Annotated in this window: 14 protein-coding genes; 2 read left to right on the top strand and 12 right to left on the bottom strand. The window is 71.9% G+C overall.

Features of this window, described 5'->3' with window-relative positions:
- Positions 1 to 43: 43 nt before the first annotated feature.
- The 11 genes from N1028_RS11100 to N1028_RS11150 form a co-directional block, all read right to left on the bottom strand.
- Positions 44 to 997: a sortase gene (locus N1028_RS11100; protein WP_259528682.1), complete on the bottom strand. Its 954-nt coding sequence runs from the start codon at positions 995 to 997 to the stop codon at positions 44 to 46.
- Positions 994 to 1,740 (bottom strand): hypothetical protein, encoded by a 747-nt coding sequence (locus tag N1028_RS11105; protein ID WP_259528690.1) that lies wholly within the window; start codon positions 1,738 to 1,740, stop codon positions 994 to 996. The genes N1028_RS11100 and N1028_RS11105 overlap by 4 nt, the downstream gene beginning before the upstream one ends.
- On the bottom strand, positions 1,737 to 2,852 hold the full coding sequence (locus N1028_RS11110) for a DUF916 domain-containing protein (protein WP_259528693.1): 1,116 nt from the start codon (positions 2,850 to 2,852) through the stop codon (positions 1,737 to 1,739). Before N1028_RS11110 ends, N1028_RS11105 begins: the two co-directional genes overlap by 4 nt.
- Before the next feature lie 100 nt (positions 2,853 to 2,952).
- On the bottom strand, positions 2,953 to 4,002 hold the full coding sequence (locus tag N1028_RS11115) for a hypothetical protein (RefSeq protein ID WP_259528696.1): 1,050 nt from the start codon (positions 4,000 to 4,002) through the stop codon (positions 2,953 to 2,955).
- A 31-nt stretch (positions 4,003 to 4,033) separates the two neighbouring features.
- Positions 4,034 to 5,116 (bottom strand): hypothetical protein, encoded by a 1,083-nt coding sequence (locus N1028_RS11120; RefSeq protein ID WP_259528698.1) that lies wholly within the window; start codon positions 5,114 to 5,116, stop codon positions 4,034 to 4,036.
- A gap of 112 nt (positions 5,117 to 5,228) precedes the next feature.
- Complete coding sequence (locus N1028_RS11125; RefSeq protein WP_259528700.1) at positions 5,229 to 7,877, bottom strand: hypothetical protein; 2,649 nt, start codon at positions 7,875 to 7,877, stop codon at positions 5,229 to 5,231.
- Positions 7,877 to 9,508, bottom strand: coding sequence for a phosphate ABC transporter substrate-binding protein PstS (pstS, locus tag N1028_RS11130; protein WP_259528711.1), 1,632 nt, complete (start codon positions 9,506 to 9,508; stop codon positions 7,877 to 7,879). Before pstS ends, N1028_RS11125 begins: the two co-directional genes overlap by 1 nt.
- Before the next feature lie 31 nt (positions 9,509 to 9,539).
- A complete protein-coding gene (pstA, locus tag N1028_RS11135; RefSeq protein ID WP_259528722.1) occupies positions 9,540 to 10,925 on the bottom strand; it encodes a phosphate ABC transporter permease PstA in 1,386 nt (461 codons plus the stop codon).
- A gap of 3 nt (positions 10,926 to 10,928) precedes the next feature.
- Positions 10,929 to 12,086 (bottom strand): phosphate ABC transporter permease subunit PstC, encoded by a 1,158-nt coding sequence (gene pstC / locus N1028_RS11140; RefSeq protein WP_259528733.1) that lies wholly within the window; start codon positions 12,084 to 12,086, stop codon positions 10,929 to 10,931.
- Between the two features lie 110 nt (positions 12,087 to 12,196).
- Positions 12,197 to 14,245 carry a protein kinase domain-containing protein gene (locus tag N1028_RS11145; RefSeq protein ID WP_259528742.1) on the bottom strand — a complete coding sequence of 683 codons (2,049 nt, stop codon included), beginning with the start codon at positions 14,243 to 14,245 and terminating at the stop codon, positions 12,197 to 12,199.
- A complete protein-coding gene (locus N1028_RS11150) occupies positions 14,238 to 15,191 on the bottom strand; it encodes a lytic transglycosylase domain-containing protein (RefSeq protein ID WP_259528745.1) in 954 nt (317 codons plus the stop codon). Before N1028_RS11150 ends, N1028_RS11145 begins: the two co-directional genes overlap by 8 nt.
- A gap of 180 nt (positions 15,192 to 15,371) precedes the next feature.
- Between N1028_RS11150 and N1028_RS11155 the strand changes: the two genes are divergently transcribed.
- Entirely contained in the window at positions 15,372 to 16,169 is a 798-nt protein-coding gene (locus N1028_RS11155) for an ABC transporter ATP-binding protein (RefSeq protein ID WP_259528752.1), read from the top strand.
- Between the two features lie 200 nt (positions 16,170 to 16,369).
- Here the strand turns inward: N1028_RS11155 and N1028_RS11160 are convergent, their stop codons facing one another.
- Complete coding sequence (locus N1028_RS11160; protein WP_259528755.1) at positions 16,370 to 17,230, bottom strand: oxygenase MpaB family protein; 861 nt, start codon at positions 17,228 to 17,230, stop codon at positions 16,370 to 16,372.
- A 342-nt stretch (positions 17,231 to 17,572) separates the two neighbouring features.
- Between N1028_RS11160 and N1028_RS11165 the strand changes: the two genes are divergently transcribed.
- Positions 17,573 to 18,823, top strand: coding sequence for a geranylgeranyl reductase family protein (locus N1028_RS11165; RefSeq protein ID WP_259528757.1), 1,251 nt, complete (start codon positions 17,573 to 17,575; stop codon positions 18,821 to 18,823).
- Positions 18,824 to 18,842: the final 19 nt, after the last annotated feature.

Genomic DNA, 18,842 nt, shown 5'->3' on the forward strand with positions numbered 1-18,842 from the left:
AGCGGGTTCGGGTCACAGCAGGTCGGGCCACAGCGGGTTCGGGTCACAACAGGTTCGGGAGGAGGCGGGTGACCTGGTCGGCGACCAGGAGTCCGGCGAGGAACATCACGGGCACGAACACGATCCAGACCTTCTGCGCGCCGATGCGGCGATAGGCCCAGACGGCGGCGATCTCTGCCACGACGAAGAACTGCAGGGCGAACACGAGCGCCCAGACGGTGGAGGTGTCGGTCGCCATCTCGAGGTCCTCGGTCGGCAGGGTGCGGTAGGCGGTCTGCCGTGCACCGGCGGGTTGCGCATCCGACACGAGCTCGGCATCCACCCGTGCCGTGCCGGACGGGATGAACGCAGGACCGCGAGCGGTCTCGAGGATGAGCCGGCTCTCGCCCGCGATGGGATTGGGCGGAGAGGGGTCGCCGGCGTAGCGCACGCCGATCACCTCGAACTCCTGCAGCCCCTGGCCGGTGAGCACCGAGAACTCCTCGCCAGGGGCCAGCTCCTGGATGCGGCTGAACGGCCCGCCGTACGCGGCAGCGCGCGCCATGACGATGCTGAGCCCCTCCTGGCCGGGGAGCACCGTGTCGCGACGATGCGCGGGGCCGGACGTGGTGTCGCCCGACGACGATCCCTCGACGATGACCTCGCGGACGCCGAGCGACGGGATCTCGATGATCCCGACGGGCGCGCCGTCCGGCAGCAGCGTGTCGTCGAAGGCGCCCTCGCTCACGGGAGCCGTGCCCGCCGAGAGCTGAGCGCGGTAGGAGTCGGAGAGCTGCTGCTGCGCCACCGCGTGCTGCAGGTGGCTCAGCAGCATCAGGTTGAGGGCGAACGCGAAGATGAGCGACGCCACGACCACGAGGGCGCTCCGCGAGAAGACCTGCCCGGATGTCAGCGGGGCCAGCGGCTGCAGCGACCGCGGAAGCCGCCGCGGCATGCGCGGAACCGGCGCGGGAGGGGGTGTGTAGGCCGTCGACCGCCTCGCGGTGGGAGCGCTCACGCGGCGTTCTCCGCGAGCGCGGGCACGCGCATGGCCCGCACGAGCTGCACGACCACGAAGGCGAGGCCGGCGAGGGCTGCGATCCCGAGCAGGAACCAGGGCGGCAGCACCACGAAGGCATCGCGCGTCACCGGCGTGAGCGCTATTCCGTCGACCGTCTCGGGCGGGGTGAAGGTGTAGTGCGCGGTGGCGAAGGTGTACTGGCCCACTCCCGTGAGGGTCGCCGACACGACCTTGGACTCCTGCGGCTTCAGGCCCGTGAGCTCCACGTCGTCCTGAGCGCTGAGCTCCGTGCCGAACGGGCTGGAGACCCAGAACCTGGCCGACCCCGAGAGTTCGCCCGTCGAGACGTTGCGCACCGTGAACCAGGTCTTCAGCTCGCCGCCGAGCGGATCGATCGAGGGCAGGTACTCCGTGCTGAGACCGCTCACGTAGAGCACGCCGCCGATGCTGTACTCGTCGTCGGTGGGAGCCGGCGGGTTCCGCGGGTCGTTCACCACCACCGAGCCGCCCACGTTCGTGCTCGTGGTGGTGCCGGGTCTCGACGCGGGCGGCGCCGGTGCGGGCGACGGCGTGGCGCTTCCCGGGCCGACCGTCACGGTGAGGCCGATCCCCTCGGGTGCCGGATCGGTCGCGGCCGAGGCTGCTCCCCCGCCCAGAGAGGCCGCGGCGAAGGCGGCGATCCCGGCAAGCACGGCCACGGCCGCACCGCGCCGGAGGATCGTCGGCAGCGCGCGCCTCATCGTGGCTCGTTCGAGACGACCGGTGCCGACTCCTCGAGTGCCGCACGCCGCGCTTCGGCCTGGGTGTAGGCGATCCACTCGCGGGCGGTCTTCTCGTCGCGCACGCGGCGGATGCGCAGGAAGCCCCAGACGAGCGCGGCCAGCACGAGCGCGGCGAGCAGCAGCCACGGCACGGCGAACGCCACGGTGTCGCGGTTCACCTGGTCGAGGGCCCCCGGATCCATGGCGTCGGCGTCGACGCGCGGCTGGAGGGTGACGTAGGGATTGAGATACCCGAGCTGGGCGACACCGGGGACGGTCATCGTGATGGTGCGCGTGGCACCCGGCAGCATCTCGGAGAGCTCCTGACGGGACAGCTCACCGGCGCCGATGCCGAAGTAGGTCTTCACCCCTGCGACCATGTCGGCCGAGAGCGCCACGTTGCCGGCGTTGGTGACCGTGAAGGTGATGTCGGTGGTGCCGTCCAGCGGGTTGACCTCGCCGTTGTAGTCGGCCGCGATGCTCGAGATGGAGAGGGCGGGCTGCAGCTCTCCGGGAACGCGGACGTACACACGGGTGGCGACGCGGCGGTCGACGACGATCTGGCCGTCGGGGGTCGCCACCGAGATGACGATCCCGGCGGCGTGGTCGCCGGGAGCGGCGTCGGAGGGCACGGTGACGGAGAACGGCACGACCTGGGAGGTGCCGGGCTCCAGCGGGAGGTCGACCTCGGCGGCGCCGTTGATGAAGCCGAACCAGCTGCCCGCGTCGGTCGGGGCGGCGCCGGTCTCGAGGAGGCCGTACGACCCGTCCTCCGTGTTGTAGGCATCCGTGCCGTAGATCTTCATGACCTGGGGGGTGGTGCCGGTGTTGCTCACCTCGTAGTAGTCGAGGATCTGCTGGCCCGGCGCGACCTCGTAGCTGAATCGGCTGCGGGTGTCGGCTCCGGTCTCACCCGAGGGGGAACCGGAGATGCCGTCGGTGTCGTCGGCGAGAGCGGGAGCGGCCGCGAGGGTCGAGGCGCCGAGGACGAGCGCGAGGGCCGCGAGGGCGGCGGCGAGACGCGGAACCGCGTTCGCGAGCGGGCGGCGATCCGAGCGGATGGCTCGAGCCGAGGGCGTGGAGGGAAGCACAGTTCATTCATCCAGGGTCGATGGGCGGGGCGGCAGAGTTCGGGCGAACGACGGGTGAACGGGAGGGGGCGACGGCGAACCGGCACCCCCTCCCGCTGGGTTACTTCGACACCAGGGTGAGCGTGAGCTTCGAGGTGTAGGTACCCACCGCGGAGCCCACCGGGGCGACGAACTTCAGGTCGGCGTCGAACGAGACCGCGCCGGCGGCCGGCTTGTCGGGGTTGGCCTGAGCGAAGACCGACGGGTAGACGCCGGTGCCCGCGACCTGCGGGTCGGAGACGACGACGTTCGGGTTCGCGGCAGCGATCTTCGGCGCGAGACCGAGCTGCTGAGCGCCGATCTTCTTCGTGGCGTCGTCGTTCTTGGTGAACTCGGTCACCATCGACGTGAGCGTCCAGCCCGGGTGGGTGGAGTAGCGGGTGTCGGTGACCGTGAACGCGCCGAGCGTGCCCGTGGAGGTCGACTTGCCGTCGACCATCGCGGCGTTGCCGATCGTGGCCGAGGTCGACGCCGGGTTGCTGAGGGTCAGCACCTGGGGTCCGCCGTCGACGACGTCGGCGTTCAGCTCGACGTCGAACTCGCCGCCCTCGACCGGGGGCACCACGACGTCGGACGGGGTCGCGAACGTCCAGGTCCCGCCGTTGTCGACGTTGATGAACGTGAAGTAGGCGCCGCCGTCGGAGACGGTGAGGCCGTTGTTCTTCATGAACGCGAAGCCGAGGCTGAAGTCGCCGCCGGCCTTGACGGTGCTGAGGTTGCCCGAGGTCTGGTTGCCGAGCGAGAGCACCGGGAGGTACATGTTCGCGTTGTCGTCGAGGTAGGTGTCCGTCCACGCGACCCACTTGCTCGGGTCGTTCTCCTGGCCGCGCGGCGCGACGAAGGTCTTCGCCATCGTCGTGTCGGCGGAGCCGGGGAAGGTGGCGTTGAGGTCCACCGTGTCGGGTCGGGCGATGACCGGATCCTCGAAGCCGAGCTGCGTGGCCTTGGGGATGATGGAGCCGTCGGCGCCGCTGGCGGCGTAGAGCGCGCCCTTGGAGCCCACGGTGGCCACGGGCTCGGTGGCGGCCAGAGCGGCCGTCGCGGAGCCCGCGACGAGCGCGGCGGCGAGGATGCCGACCGCGGCGACGCGGATGCTGGTTGTGCGGATCATGATGATCGAGTGCCTTTCAGGGGGTCGCGGATCAGAGGGTCGCGTAGGCGCGGATGATGTCGGTCGAGGACGGCTCGAGGAAGCCGAACTTGCGCTTCACCGCTCCGGAGGTGGAACCGAAGGTGCCCATGTTGGTGAGCCCGGTCGTGGTGGCCGGGTCGAGCAGACGGGTGAGGTTCGCGTCGAAGTTCGCGCTGTTCGCGTCGATCCGCGCGTACTCCACCACCAGGAAGGTGTTGCGACCGAACTTGGCGTCGGCGTAGAACGCGGCGTTCGGGGTGGTGACGGTGCCGGAGACCGACACGGGAGCCACGCCGGTGGGAGCGCCGAGCTTGACGTTCGTGCCGGCGATCGTGTTGCTCGGGGTTGCGCCGTTGGCCTGAGCGGTCCAGCTGGCCACCGAGAACGGGATGATCTCGTCGGCCTGGAGGATGGATGCGTCGTTCTCGGGGCGGGTGTTGTTCGTGTCACCGACGGTCGAGCCGACGGCGGTCACGTTGATGGCACCGAGGAAGAAGCTGCGCGTGCCTGACCCGTTCTGAGGCAGGCGCGGCTTGACGGTGGTCGTCCCGATGACGACCGGGGTGTTCGACTCGTAGATCTGCTTGAGCTGAGCCGAGGTGAGGTTGGCGAGGTCGTTGTTCGTGCCGTTGTAGGCGTACGAGACCGCGTCACGGGCGTAGGGGACGTAGGCGAGCTTGCCCTCGCTCGAGGCGTTGCTGCCGGGCGAGCTCGACGAGCGCGCGATGTCGACCTGGCCGGTGATGACCTTGCCGTTGTAGACGTTGCCCGAGATCGACGCGCGCAGAGCGGTCACGCCCGCGCCCGAACCGGCGGGGCGCACGAAGTACGGTCCACCGCTCTTGGTCTGGATCAGACCGGAACCGAAGGCGTCGTACGAGCCGAGGTTCGTGCCGCCGGAGGTGACGCGCACCGGCGAGCCGGAGATGCGGGTTCCGTTGATCAGGGCGTTCGTGGAGTCCTGAAGCGTGTCGGACCCGACGAGCACGTATCCGTTGGAGACGGGCTCGGCGTTCGCCGGCATGGCGAGGCCCAGTCCGGCGAGGGCCACGCCGACGGCCGCGCCCAGCGCGACCATTTTCTTCATCTTCACTTCGAGTTTTTCCTTTCGGGAAGGGTGACCGAGCATCCGCGGTGCGGCTGCGTCGACTTGGCGTCAGGACGACGGACTTCGTCGGCAGGACGGACTCCAAGAACAGGGGGCATCAGATTCGTCTCCTGATGCGGGAGATGACCGGCACGGCGAGTGCGGCCAGGAGCCCGGCGAGGATCGCCAGCGGCACGGCGCCCGAGATGCCGCCGAGCTCCTGGTCGACGGGCGTGGTCTTGCCGAGCAGTGAACCCGCCGCCGCTCCGCTGGCGGAGGGGCCGGTCGGCGCGGCGGGTGCGGGTGCCGGCGCCGGCTGCACGGCAGCGGGGGCCGGAGCCGTGACGGGGGTGGTCGGCTTCGCCGGGGTGGGAGTGGGGGTGGGCGTGGACGCCTTCTGCGGTCCGGACTGGATGAGGGCTGCGGCCTCGAGAGCCTGGGCACGCCACCCCTCCGGGATCGGCGCGTAGCCCTCGGGGAGCATCCCGAACCCGGTGCCCGGCTCCTGGCCCGAGGTCACGGCGTAGTCGATGAAGGCGGCGTAGTCGGCCCGGAGCTCGGCATCCTTCATCGCCGGGTTGGCGGCGGCGTAGACGGGGACGGCCAGCGGATACGCCCCGGATGCACCGCGAGCGGCATCGGAGGCGGGGTCGAAGCGGTAGACCTGCGGCTGGGCCGGATCGGCGGTCATGGCCGCCGCCGCGGCGATGAGGGACTCGGTGGTGGGGGCCACGAACTCGCCCGCGGGGTTCCGGAGCTCCGCAGAGAACACCTGGTACTTGGCGGCCGACGAGGTGTCGGTGAGGCCGATCACCCGCTGGAAGCCCGCGAGGCTGCGACTCGCCTTGGTGTACTTCGGCGGCATCGCCACGGGGTCCCAGGGACCGAGGATCTGACCGTCACCGCGGAGCACGAGGTTCGCGCTGGTCGCGAGATCGTTGGTGTAGGGGCGCCAGGTGACGCTGTTGATGGCGGCCGGACCGGACTCGTCGGCGGGCTGCTCCGTCGGATCCGCCTTCGGGAAGTCGTCCCGGGGGAACGTCAGCGGGAGCCCGGTGCCCCCGTTCGCCGCATACACGGCCGCATCGGACGAGGCCCACGGATTGACCTTCATCCCGAACTCATCGGCCTCTCCGGCCAGGAACGCGGCCGCTGCCGCATCCGACGTGACGTAGGTCCAGAGCGCGCGGGCGGTGTCGCTCCGGCCCTGGGGCACGATAATGTCGGCGACCGAGGGCGCCGTGATCGACTGGTCGGCCCATTCCGGGTCGTTGATCTCGAGGAACTCCGGATCGAACGTGATGTTGCGGGCATTGGGGCCGGGATCCTCGGGGCTGAGGTAGCCCAGGTGGGACTTGTCGGCGCCCGTCGGCATCGAGTCGAGGTAGGAGTTCGTGAGCAGCTTCGCCACGAGGCGCGGCGTGAGCTTCAGCGTCTGGAACGGAAGTCGCTCGCGGCCCTTCACCTCGTCCGAGACCTCCCGGAGCGCGGTGACCTCCCGGTCGATCGAGAAGGCGACCGAGATGCCGGTGAGGGCGATCGGCGCGTAGGTGAGGCCGTCCACGACATCCGGAGCGCTGAGGGCTCGCGAGGTCAGGGCCAGCGGAGTCGTTCCGGTGCCGTTCGCCGCGAGCACGGCATCCGACTCCGGTCCGGTGATGGAGGTGTATGCGGCACCGTTCTCGGCGCCGCAGAGGCTCGGCTGCCACGAGGCGATTGCCTCCGACACGAGCTCGCTGCCCGAGAGCTGGCGCTCGGCCGCGCCGATGGTGCAGCGCACGCCGATGGGCAGGAAGTCGAGCTTGACCGCGATCCGGTGCTTCCACGAGTCCCAGAACAGCCCGGAGCGCGCGATGTCGTTCGCACCGGCGTCGGCGGTGCCGCGGGGCACCACGACGAGCCAGCAGGACGAGCCGACGAAGCGGCCGCCTGCCACGGGTTCGGGGGTGCCGCAGCCGAGGCCGGGAGACTGCGCGGCGGTCTGCAGCTCGAACTTCACCGAGCCGGTGCCGTCGGCGCCCGATCCGGCCCAGCTCACCTCGTTGCTGGTCAGCCTGCTGAAGTACTGGTTGCTGTTGAGGTTGATCTTCTCGGCGTCGGGCTTGCCGCGATCGGCGAGCACGTTCGTGCCGTTGTCGTCGACCACCTTGACGACCGATCCGCCGTCGGCGCCGTGGAACGGGATGCCGACGTAGGTGGGGTTGCTGAAGCCCGATCCGGTGACCGTGTGCGGCAGATCCTCATCGGCCGGCACGGTCGAGCCGATCAGCGAGTCCCTGGTCGCGCCCGGCGTGTTCATGCCGCCGTACTGGCACTTGGTGCGGTCGGGTCCTGTGTCGTCGTCGGCACCCCAGCACTGCATGATCTGCAGGAAGTTGGAGCCGCCGGTGGAGGCGTTGGGCGCGATCGACTGGAGGCCGCCGGTCCAGCTGACCTGGATGCCCTGGGCGGCGAGATCCCTGGTCTGCGAGACCGTGACCGCGAGCTTCGGGAAGGGCGCCGTGCCGAGGTCGGTGTCCTGCTGGTTCGCCGAGACGGTCACGGCGCTGTCGCTGACGGCCGCGGCCGGTGCCGATGTGCTGCCGAATCCGGCGACCGACAGGAGCGTCGCGGTGAGGACGCCGACACCCGTGCCTGCGACGATGGAGAGAAGGAGGGACCGGCGACGGGCGTGCCGGCGAGCGGCCCTGCGAGGCGAGAGCACAGCCGTCGCGGGCAGCGCACGAGGTGCACGCAGCGCAGGCATCGCCCGGGAGCGGGTGGCCATCAGGCGTCGCCTCCGGCCCGCTTGAGTCGGCGCGAGACGAGCGGAGGCACGACCACGGCGCCCACGAGCAGCACTCCGGCGGCGACCATGAGCCACTGCTGCGGGCCCATGCCCTGATCGGGCAGGGTGAACGGGCTCGACACGGCCGCTCCCGCCACTGCGCTGCCGCCGCTGATCAGGCCGCCGTTCTCGTCGTAGACCGGGGCCGAGCCCGCCGGCCCCGCCGCCGCCCCGACCGCCGCTCCCGGCGTCGTCGCCGCTGCCGCTCCCCCCGGTGCATCCGAAGCCGTGCCGCCGTTGCCGGTGCCCGAGGTATCGGTGGGTGTCTCGGCCGCGCCACCGGTTCCCGTGACGCACTGGTCGGGGCCCTGGCGGTCGCACTCGGCCGGTGCCGGAGCGGTGTTGGCGAGCGCGTTGCTGTTGGGGCTGTCGCCCGGGCTGAAGGTGGGGTTGTTGCAGGCATTGACGTCGACACCCGTGGAACCGGCTCCGGGGATCCTCTTGATCTGCTCCGAGCCCGCCAGCACGAGGTTCATCGGCAGCGGCGAGTAGCCGAGGGTGTCGGCCTGCTGCTGGCCCTCGCAGAGCATGTACCGGGCGAAGGCGCCGAGCGTGGAGCCCTTCGCGTCGGTGAAGTTGGGCGTGGTGGCCGTTGGCACGATCATGTACGAGTAGCTCGAGAGCGGGTAGGAGCGGTTGTCGCCGTTGTTGTAGACGTTGTCGAGGATCTGGGTGAGGTACTCGGCCGACGACGGATCCTCGTTGATCTGCGCCTGCAGGAGCGCCACCGCGACGCTCGTGGCCTTGGGCTCCACGTAGTAGCCCGCGTTGTTCAGCACCTTCGCCACGGGGAAACCGGCGTTCTTGGCGTAGGAGTACTCCACGTAGGTGATGGCGCCCTCGCCGTAGCCCTGCGAGACGTAGCCGGCCACACCGAGGGAGCCGTTCTGCGCCTTCATCGCGCCGCTCGCCGGATACTGCGAGGTGAGCGCTCCGGAGGGGAAGTAGGCGCTCCAGAGCGCCTGGTGCTGCTTCGACATCCAGAGCGTGAACTGGGCCGTGGAGCCGGAGCCGTCGGAGCGCACGACCGGCACGATGCCCTTGTCCGGCATGGCGAGGCCGGGGTTGTCGGCCCTGATGACGGGGTCGTTCCAGTTGGTGATCGCACCCGTGAAGATCTTCGTGATCGTCTCACCGCTCAGCCGGAGGTTGGTCACGCGCTTGCCGTTGATCTGCAGGTTGTACATGAACGCCGTTCCACCGGCCACGATCGGCATGTAGGCGTAGGGGCTCTGCGGCGCCTCCGGGATCGAGCCGTCCTCGGGCGCCGACTGGAACGGGATCTCGCTGACCGCGAAGTCGACCGTCTGGGCGATGAAGTCACGGCGACCGGCGGAGGATCCCACTCCCGAGTAGTTCACGGTCATGCCGTAGTTGGCCGCCACGTTCTTGCGCCACTGGTCGAGGGCGTTCTGCGACCAGGTCGAGCCGGTGCCTGTGATGGGCACGTAGGTCTCGGCGTGCGCGGGGGCGACGGGGCCGGTGACGGCGGCCGCGAGGCACAGCAGCGCGAAGGCGGCCGTCGCCGCGGCGGCGCGGAGGGCTCGGAGGGCAGGGGGTACTCGGGTCATGTCTCGGGTTCCGGATCGGTCGTGCGGCGGGTCAGGAGGGGTCGGCGGTGGGGGGCGCCGTGGGCGGGGCGGAGGGGGCTGCGGGTGGGGCGGATGCGGCGGGTGGGGCGGATGCGGTGGATGCGGTGGCGGGCTCGGTCTGCACGGTCGGCAGCACGCGCGGCGGGTACTCGCCGCGGGCGATGCGGTCGTCGAGCATCGTGATGCGCTGCAGGTCGCGGATCGAGTCGACCTTCGCCGCGCGGCGCTGGCGGTCGGAGAGCTGGCCGGGGCCCTTTCCGCCGATCATGCGGGCGATGATGAAGAGGCCGAGCACGAGCAGGATGAGCACGGCCGCCGTGCCGAAACCGCGCGCGATCATGGTGGGCTCGGGCGAGCGCACGAAGTCGAACACCTGCAGCGGGAGCGAGATCATCGGCCCCGAGAACGGGTTGACGTTCATCACCGCCGTGATGCCCGACGTGAGCAGCACGGGCGAGGTCTCGCCGATGCCGCGGGCAGTGCCGAGGATCACCGCGGTCACGAGGCCGGAGCGCGCCGTCGGCAGCACCACGTGCCAGACGGTGCGCCAGCGGCTCGTGCCGAGCGCGTACGACGCCTCGCGCAGGTTGCCGGGCACGAGCCGGAGCACGACATCCGAGGCCCGGATGACGATCGGCAGCATCATGACGGTGATCGCCATGGCCGCGGCGAACCCCGAGCGCTGGTGGGTGACGAGCTGGATGATGGCGGCGTAGACGAAGAGCCCCGCGACGATCGAGGGCAGGGCGGTCATGGCATCCGCGATCGTGCGCACGAAGCGCGCGAACCGCCCGCCGATCTCGTTGAGGAAGACCGCCGTGGTGATGCCGAGCGGCACCGTGATGGCCAGCGCGATGGAGATCTGGATGAGCGTGCCGACGATGGCGTGCAGGATGCCGCCCGAGGAGAGCGGGTCGAGCGGGCCCGTGAGCTCCATGGTCTCGGTGAAGAAGTTGAGGAAGGGCAGCGCCTCGGAGCCGCGCGCGATCGTGTAGACCACGATGAACACCAGGGCGCCGAACAGGAGCACGCCGGCGCTGACCATGAGCACGGTGGCGACGCGATCCTTGACCTCCTGCCAGTCCGAGCGGAGCGACACGAGCAGCACGTACAGGCCGACGAACGCGAGGAAGGCCACCACGAACCAGCCGACGATGCCCGAGAGCGGGCCGATCCAGCCGAACAGCAGGGTCGCGAGGGCGAGACCGCCGGCGAGGGCGCCGACCACGTTGAAGCGCTCGTCGAGGGTCGCCGTGCGGAGCGTGCGGCGGGGGCCGATCTCGACGCCCTCGGGCGAGGGGATGCGGGTGGGGGGCTCGAAGTCGACCGCGTCGAGGAAGTCGGTGTGGGCATCCGCTTCGGGCGCATCGGGGCGGGTGGGGAAGGTCGTCGACATGGATCAGAGGCTCTCTGCGCCCGAGCGCGACCGGGCGACGATCGACGACGCCGTGAAGTTCACCACGAGGGTGATCAGGAACAGCACGAGGCCGGCGGCCATGAGTGCCGACAGGCCGAACTCGCTCGCCTCGCCGTAGCGGAGCGCGATGAGGGCCGAGACGGAGTTGGTGCCGGTCTTCAGCACCTCCCAGTTGATGACGAAGATCGGCGAGATGATCATGTAGACCGCGATGGTCTCGCCGAGCGCCCGCCCGAGGCCGAGCATCGTGCCGCCGATGATGCCGCCGCGGCCGAAGGGCAGCACGACTGTGGCGATCATGCCCCAGCGGGTCGCGCCGAGGGCGAAGGCGCCCTCGCGCTCGCCCACCGGCGCCTGCGAGAAGGCCTCTCGCATGACCGAGGCCTGCGTGGGCACCACCATGAGGCCCACCACGATGCCCGCGATGAAGGCCGACGAGGTGAAGGCGCTCGCCTCGGTGAGGGTGGCGCCGTCCTCCCCCGTGACCGCGAAGACGGGGATCCAGGCGAAGTAGTGCGAGATCCACTCGGCGACCGGGATGATGTTCGCTTGCAGGAAGAACACGCCCCAGAGGCCGAACACGATGCTCGGCACGGCGGCCATCAGGTCGACCAGGGACACCAGGAACGAGCGGAGTCCTCCGCGCACGACCTCGGAGAGGAGGAGGGCTGTGCCGAGGGCGAGCGGGAAGCCCACGATGAGCGCGATGACGGCGATCGTGACCGTGCCGAAGAGCACCGCGGCGATGCCGAACTGCTGCGTCTCGGGCGACCACTCCTCGGTGAACAGGAAGCCGATGCCGGCGACCTCGAGGGCGGAGCCTGCGCGGATCGAGAGGAACAGACCCACCGCGAGCATGATGCCGACCGTCGTCGCACCCGCCGTGAAGGCGATCGTGCGGAAGACGGTGTCGGAGGTCGAACGGCGCGACGCGAGCGATCGCCGCACGGGCGATCCGCTGCCCCCGTCGCCAGGCGTCCCGCCGTTCGACCCCCCGGCGCCACCCGCACCAGGGACGCCGTCACCCCCGCCGTTGCTCGCGTCAGTGACGCCCGCAGCATCGACGGCGGTGAGGATGTCTGTCCGCTCGTTCTCGAGGAAGACGTCGTCGATCGTCTGGAAGACGTCATCCTGCTTCACGATTCACCGGCCATGGCCCTGATCGTGGGCCGCGCAGGTGAACGAGCGACGGCGTCGGTCTGAAGTCAGGATGGACGAGATGTGGAGAAAGTACTCAGGTTGCTTTAGGCCTATCCCCCATTGGGGGGTGTAGTGCCGGTGGGGGTGGGTACGGGGGGCCCTGGAGTGGGCTCCGGGGTCGGCGTCACGGTCGGCTGAGCAGCCGGGCGGGGTACCGCGAGCACGACCGTCACCGTGGTTCCCACCTGGGCCTCGGTGCCCTCGGCCGGCACGGTGGCGAGCACGGTGCCGGGGGGCCCGTCGTCTTCTCTCGTGGTCGTGGTCACGTCGAAGCCGGCGGCGCGGATGCTCGAGATGGCCTCGACCTGGTGGGTGCCGAGCGCTCGGGGCACGAGGTTCGAGCCCGAGGCGACGACCAGGTCGACGATGCTGCCCGGGGCGACCGGGGTGCCGACGGCCGGGACGACCCTGAGGACCGTGTCGAGCTGGCGGGGAGCGCGCTCGGCGGTGACGGCGCCCAGGGTGAGGCCGAGGGAGGCGAGAGTGGTGCGGGCGTCGGCGAGGGTGCCGTCGGCCAGCGCCGGGACGGGGATCGTCTCGGCGGCGACGGCTGCAGCTGTGGGTGCGGAGGCGGGGGCGCTCGGAGGGTTCGAGCCGGTCCCGGCGGGCTCGGCCGAGGTGTCGGGCTGAGCACCCGCAGCGAGTGGAACCGGGGCGCCGCCGACGGCCGCGAGCGACCACGCGACCACGACGACCGCCACCAGGAGCAGGGCGACGAGGCCCAGGACGAAGGCGGGGCGGGAGGCGGCGTTCTGCGGGGCCGGTGGCTTCTGCGGGGCCGGCGGCCAGGATCCGGAGCGGGAGCCCGTGTCCGTGGGCGCGTTCGGGGCGGCGGGGCGGACTCCCGGTGCGGGGTGCGGGGCACCGGGGCGTCGATGGGGAGGGGTGGCCGCGGCCGCGGCTCCGGCTCGGCGAGCGGTGGTCGGTGCGAAGGATCCGGGGCGGGGGCGGCGGTCGAGCGAGCCCAGCGTCGAGGTGCGCATGGCGTCGCTCGGCGCCGTCGGGAGGATCGCGGTCGCGGCCGGGGCCGAGCTGGCGGTGGGGGTGGCGGTGGCGGCGGCCTCGTCGCCGCCCGCCGAGGTCGACGGGCCGGTGGTGGATGCGGCGTGCTCGGGCCGGCGCGCTCCCGGGAGGTGCTGGCGGGCGGCTCGCACCGCCACCTGCATCGCGGCGGCGGTCGGGAAGCGGGTCGCGGGATCCTTCAGCAGTGCCCGCACCACGAGGCGGTCGACGGCCCGGGGCGTGCCGGGCCGCACGACGGAGATGACGGGTGGCGGGGCCTGCAGGTGCGCGAGCATCGTGGATCGTGCGTCGGCCCGCACGAACGGCGGTGTGCCCACGACGGCGAGGTGGAGGACCGCGCCGAGCTGGTACAGGTCGCCGCGGGCGTCGACGGGGTCGCCGCGCGCCTGCTCGGGCGAGAGGTAGTTGACGTTGCCGAGCACGCCGGGGGTGGCATCCGACGGTGGAGTGGTGGCGGCATCCGGCGTCGAGGAGCCGGCGGGAGCGGGAGCGGCCCGAGGGGCCGCGGCGGCTTCAGGGGCGGGGTCGGGGGTGCGCAGGAGGTCGCGGCCCACGGCGGGGCGGCCCGCGGCATCCGCGAGCCCGAAGTCGACGAGGCGCACCCCCGACGGGCGGAGCGCGCCGCGGCGGTCACGGGCGATGATGATGTTCGAGGGCGAGACGTCGCGGTGCACGAGGCCGGCGGCGTGCGCATGGTCGAGGGCTGAGAGCACCCCGTCGGCGAGAGCGAGGGCGTCGGTCAGAGTGAGTGGTCCGTCGCGCTCCACCTCCTCGGCGAGGGTCGTGCCGGGTGCGTGCTCGAGTGCGATCCAGGCCTGCGGGTCTCCCCCGGTCTCGTGCACGCCCATCCCGAGCACCCGCACGATGTTGGGGTGCCGCAGCGGTTCGGCGGCGCGCGCTTCGCGGAAGAAGGCGGTGCGTGCGGCGTCGGATCGGGAGAGGTGGGGGTGCAGGATCTTCAGGGCCACCGCTCCACCCGTCTCCGTGTCGAGGGCGCTGAAGACCGAGGCGGAGCCGCCGGTGCCGAGGAGCTCGAGGAGGCGGTAGCGCTGCGAGATGAGTCCGGTGTCAGTCATCGGCGCCGCTCGGGGTCGTCGCGGTCGCCGGGGCCGCCGGGGTCGCCGGGGCCGCCGCGGAGGCACGTGCGGCGTAGTCGTTGGCGGTGGCGGCGATGAGGTCGACGTAGGTCTCGACGTGGTTGTAGGCGAAGACGGCGGTGCGCCACGTGGTGGGGTCGGCGAGGTCGCCGTAGTGGCAGAGGTAGCGGCCGGCGGCGAGGGCGGCGTCGTCGATGCGCTGGGGATCGGCGAGGCCGTCGCCGTCGCCGTCGACTCCCCACTCGGCCCAGGTTCCGGGGATGAACTGCAGGGGGCCCGCGGCGCGGTCGCCGGTGGGGTCACCGTCGAGGCGGCCTCCGTCGGTGTCGTCGATGCGGTCGTAGACGGCGCCGTCGAGGGAGGGACCGAGGATGGGCGGGACGGTCGAGCCGTCGGTGGTGATCGTGGAGCCGCCGTGGGTTCCGTGGCCGGACTCGACGGCGCCGAGGGCGGCGAGCGTGTTCCAGCCGAGGCCGCAGCCGGGGTCGTCGGCGGCGAGAGCGAGGGAGGCACCGGCGTAGCCGGCGAGGGCTCGGAGCGGGATGCCGGTGGCGACCGCCGTCGACTCGGCCCATGCGGGGTCGACGAGGTCGGCGATGCGCTGGCCATGCGGAACGGGGCCACCTGTCCCGGTCGCGGCCGCCGACGAACCGCCTGTGCCTGCGCTCGTACCCGTGTTGCCGGACTCTTCGAGGTCACCGGCACCGTTCGATCCCGTGCCTGCACCGGCGCCCACTCCGCCGCCGGCGTTCCCCATCGGTGTTGCGCGCCCATCCGCGCCTGTGCTCTCTCCTGCCGCCGCGCTCGCCAGCACCGAGGCCTCGGCGGGCACGCCGGCATCCGCCGACGCCATCCCGATCAGCAGCCAGGCGGCGAGGGCCAGCATCCCGGAGACGACGACTCCGAGTCCCACTCGGGCACTCATGCCCGAACCCTCCCGGCAGCCGGTGTCCTCTGCCCGCACACGAGATGAACGGACGGTGACCCCGAGGCGACGCACTGCCGAGCGAGGGTCCGGTTCCCGATCCCCCGCACCTCCGCCCGGCCGTCGATCCCGCACAGACGGTCGGCGTGGTCGTCCATCCGGGGCGGCCAGAATGGAGGGATGCCAGCATCCGCCTCTCCCGTGCTCGAACTGCGGGCGGTGCGCTTCGTGCGCGCCGGCCGCGTCATCCTCGACGACGTCGACCTGAGGGTGCTGCCGGGCGAGCACTGGGCGCTGATCGGACCGAACGGAGCGGGCAAGAGCACCGTGCTGAGCCTGTGCGGGGCCGTGCAGCACCCCACGAGCGGGGAGGTGCACGTGCTCGGCGAGCGGATCGGGCGGGTCGAGCTGCAGAGACTGCGCCGGTCGATCGGGCATGTGAATCCGAGGCATCCGCTCACGTCGTCGCTGACGATCCGCGAGGTGGTGCTCACCGGGCTGACCGGCTCGGTCGAGCTCGTGCAGCGGTGGGAAGCGGACGCCGCGTCGCTCGCGCGTGCCGACGAGCTGCTCGATCTGCTGGGGCTCGGTGCGAAGGCATCGGAGCGCTGGACCACCCTGTCGCAGGGCGAGCGCGGGCGCACGCTGATCGCACGGGCGCTCGTGACCGATCCGCGGCTCGTCCTCCTCGACGAGCCCTCGACCGGCCTCGACGTCGCCGCTCGCGAGCAGCTGCTCGACACGCTCGACCAGGTGCGGCTCGCTCATCCGGAGCTGGCGACCGTGCACGTCACCCACCACCTCGAGGAGCTCCCGCGCTCGACCTCGCACGCGGCCCTCATCGCCGACGGCCGCATCACGGCGGTGGGGGCGGCCACCGACGTGCTCACCACCGACGCGGTGAGCGCTTGCTTCGCCCACCCCATCTCGATCGAGCACCGCCATGGCCGCTGGAGCGCCCGAGCCGCCCACGCCTAGCGGTCCGCGCCGCCCACCTGCCGCGAGCGTTGACCGCGTGTCGCGTGTCACGTGTCATCGACTTGACAGAAGATGCGCCCAAAACGCCCCACTTGACACATCTTGTGTCAAGTCACCGCGCGCGTCGACCGGCAACCCCTCACGCGAACGCCGACTTGACAGAAGGTGCGCGAAAGCGGCGCGACTTGGCACATCTTGTGTCAAGCGGGGGCGGGGGCCGCAGCGGAGGCCGCGTGGAGGCGGGCGAGGTAGTGGCGCTGGGGCGCCCGGCGGAGGCGCTCGGGAAGCGCGCGGTAGAGCGGGCCCGCCACTCGCAGCAGGCGACGGAAGCGGCGTTCGCGCCGGCCGCTCCAGGCGTAGCCGAATGCTGAGCGCACAGGCTCGGGCAGCAGCGCGACCGTCACGAACCGCGCGATCGGCATTCCCACCCGGAGCGGCAGCGGCCCCTTCTCCGCCCGGAGCAGCGCCACGGCGACTCCGCGCACGGTGTCGTCGACGCTCAGCTCCTGCACGGTGCGCTCGAAGTACCTCCGGAATGCGGCGCGATCTGCGGGCCACAGCTCCTCGGGCATCTGCAGAGCGGTGCCGAGGAGGGCGTACTCGCGGTAGACGTGGTCGGCGGACGCTTCGTCGAGCGGCCCGTGCACCAGCTCGAAGACGGTGATCGCGGTGTCGTAGAGCGTCGCCGCCACCCACAGCTGAAGGTGCGGATCGCGCGCGTCGTACGCGGGGTCGAGCGAAGCGGCGGGTTCAGCGGCGGGCGGAGCGGTGACCGGGGCGCTGTCCGGCGGGTTGGGTGCGGAGGCGCCGGGCACGTTGCGCACCGGGCGGTGGGCACGGTTGACCGCCCGGCGGACGGCCCGCTTGTCCTCTTCGGTGCCGGAGGTGAGGGCGTAGATGTAGGTGAGGGTGCCGTTGAGGCGGTCCATCGGACGACTAGCGAAGTCGCTGTGCCGCGCGACGCCGTAGCCGATGGACGGGTGCGCGATCTGCAGCAGGATGGCGCGACCCGCGCCCGCGAGCAGCACGCTCTCGGGAGCGATGTCGGCCATCGTCGTCATGCCAGCGACGCTAGCCCATCCGGCCGGATGCTCCCCGCACACCTCCTCCGGCGTCCCCCTGCACGCCTCTTGCGGACTTCGCCACGCCTGCCGTCGAGCGAGCCCCGGAGGACACCGGCTCGGCGCAGATTTGGCGTTGTCCGCGTAGTGCGGGCCGGCGAGCGCCTTTCGGCATCCTGCACGACCCGCGGCGCCTCACACACCCCGCGGCATCCCGCACACCCGTGGCAGCCCGCGCGGCTCGCGGCCCCTGCACAACTCACGTCGCCCGCCACGGCGCCGACGCTCCGGCCCCAAGGCCGGACGGATGGACGGACCGGCGGCGCGCAGTAGCCTGGTGCGATGACCAGCGGGCTCGACGGGACCACGTGGGACGTCGTGGTGGTGGGCGCCGGGCCCGCCGGCTCGAGCGCCGCCCGCGCCGCCGCCCTCGCCGGGGCCTCCGTACTGCTGCTGGACCGCGCGACGTTTCCCCGCTACAAGACCTGCGGCGGCGGGCTGCTCGGCGAGTCGCTCGCGCTCATCCCCGAGAGCGCCCGCCGCACCATCGAGTCACGCGTGCGCGACACCGTGGTGAGCCATCGCTTCGGCCGCCGCTTCCGGCTCACGACCCGCGATTCGCATCTCGCCCTCGTGCGCCGCTCAGAGTTCGACGCCGCGCTCGCGACGGCAGCTCAGGATGCGGGCGCCCGCTTCGCCGACGGCGTGGCCGTGCGCGAGGTCATCCCCCCGGCCGACGACAGCACCCGGGCAGCGCCAACCGCTGTTCCCACCGTGCGTTCGCGCAGTTGGCGCTACCCCGCCGACGCGAGTGATGGGCAAGAAGCGACGACGACACAGGTGCGCACCACCGCCGGAACCGTGCACGCGCGGGTGGTGGTGGGCGCCGACGGCACCGGCGGGCGCGTGGGGCGGCACGTCGGCGTGGAGGCCGGCGGCGTCGACCTCGGGCTCGAGGACGAGGTGACGATGCCCGCCGACGACTCTCGCTGGCGCGACGTCGTGCACCTCGACTGGGGCGGATCGCCCGGGAGCTACGCGTGGGTGTTCCCGAAGCGCGACTCCCTGACGGTGGGGGTGATCCAGCAGAAGGGTGCACCGGATGCGACGCGCCGCTACCTCGCCGACTGGCGGCAGCACCTGGGGCTCGACGAGGCGACCTCGCCCACGCTGCACTCCTCCGGCCACCTCACCCAGTGGCGCACCACGGGCTCTCCGCTTCGGCGCGGCGCCGTGATCGTGGCCGGCGACGCCGCCGGACTCCTCGAGCCGTGGACCCGTGAGGGCATCTCGTTCGCTCTCCGCTCCGGCACCTGGGCGGGCGAGGCCGCCGCCGCAGCCGCAGCAGCCGACACCGCCGACGAAGACCTCGACCGCTACGTGCGACGAGTCGAGACCGAGCTCGGCGCCGAACAGCGCACCGGGGCCGAGCTCCTCCGCACGTTCGAGCGCCGACCCGGCCTCGTGCACACCGTGCTGCGCACGCGCCAGGGTGCGCGCTGGTTCGTGCGCTTCTGCCGCGGCGAGACCACCCTCGCCCGCTTCGCCCGCCACCGCCTCGTGATGCTCGTCGCCCGCACGCTGGCCCGCTGACCATCGACGGCCCGCACGT

This window comes from Herbiconiux oxytropis (assembly GCF_024979315.1).
Lineage (GTDB): Bacteria > Actinomycetota > Actinomycetes > Actinomycetales > Microbacteriaceae > Herbiconiux > Herbiconiux oxytropis.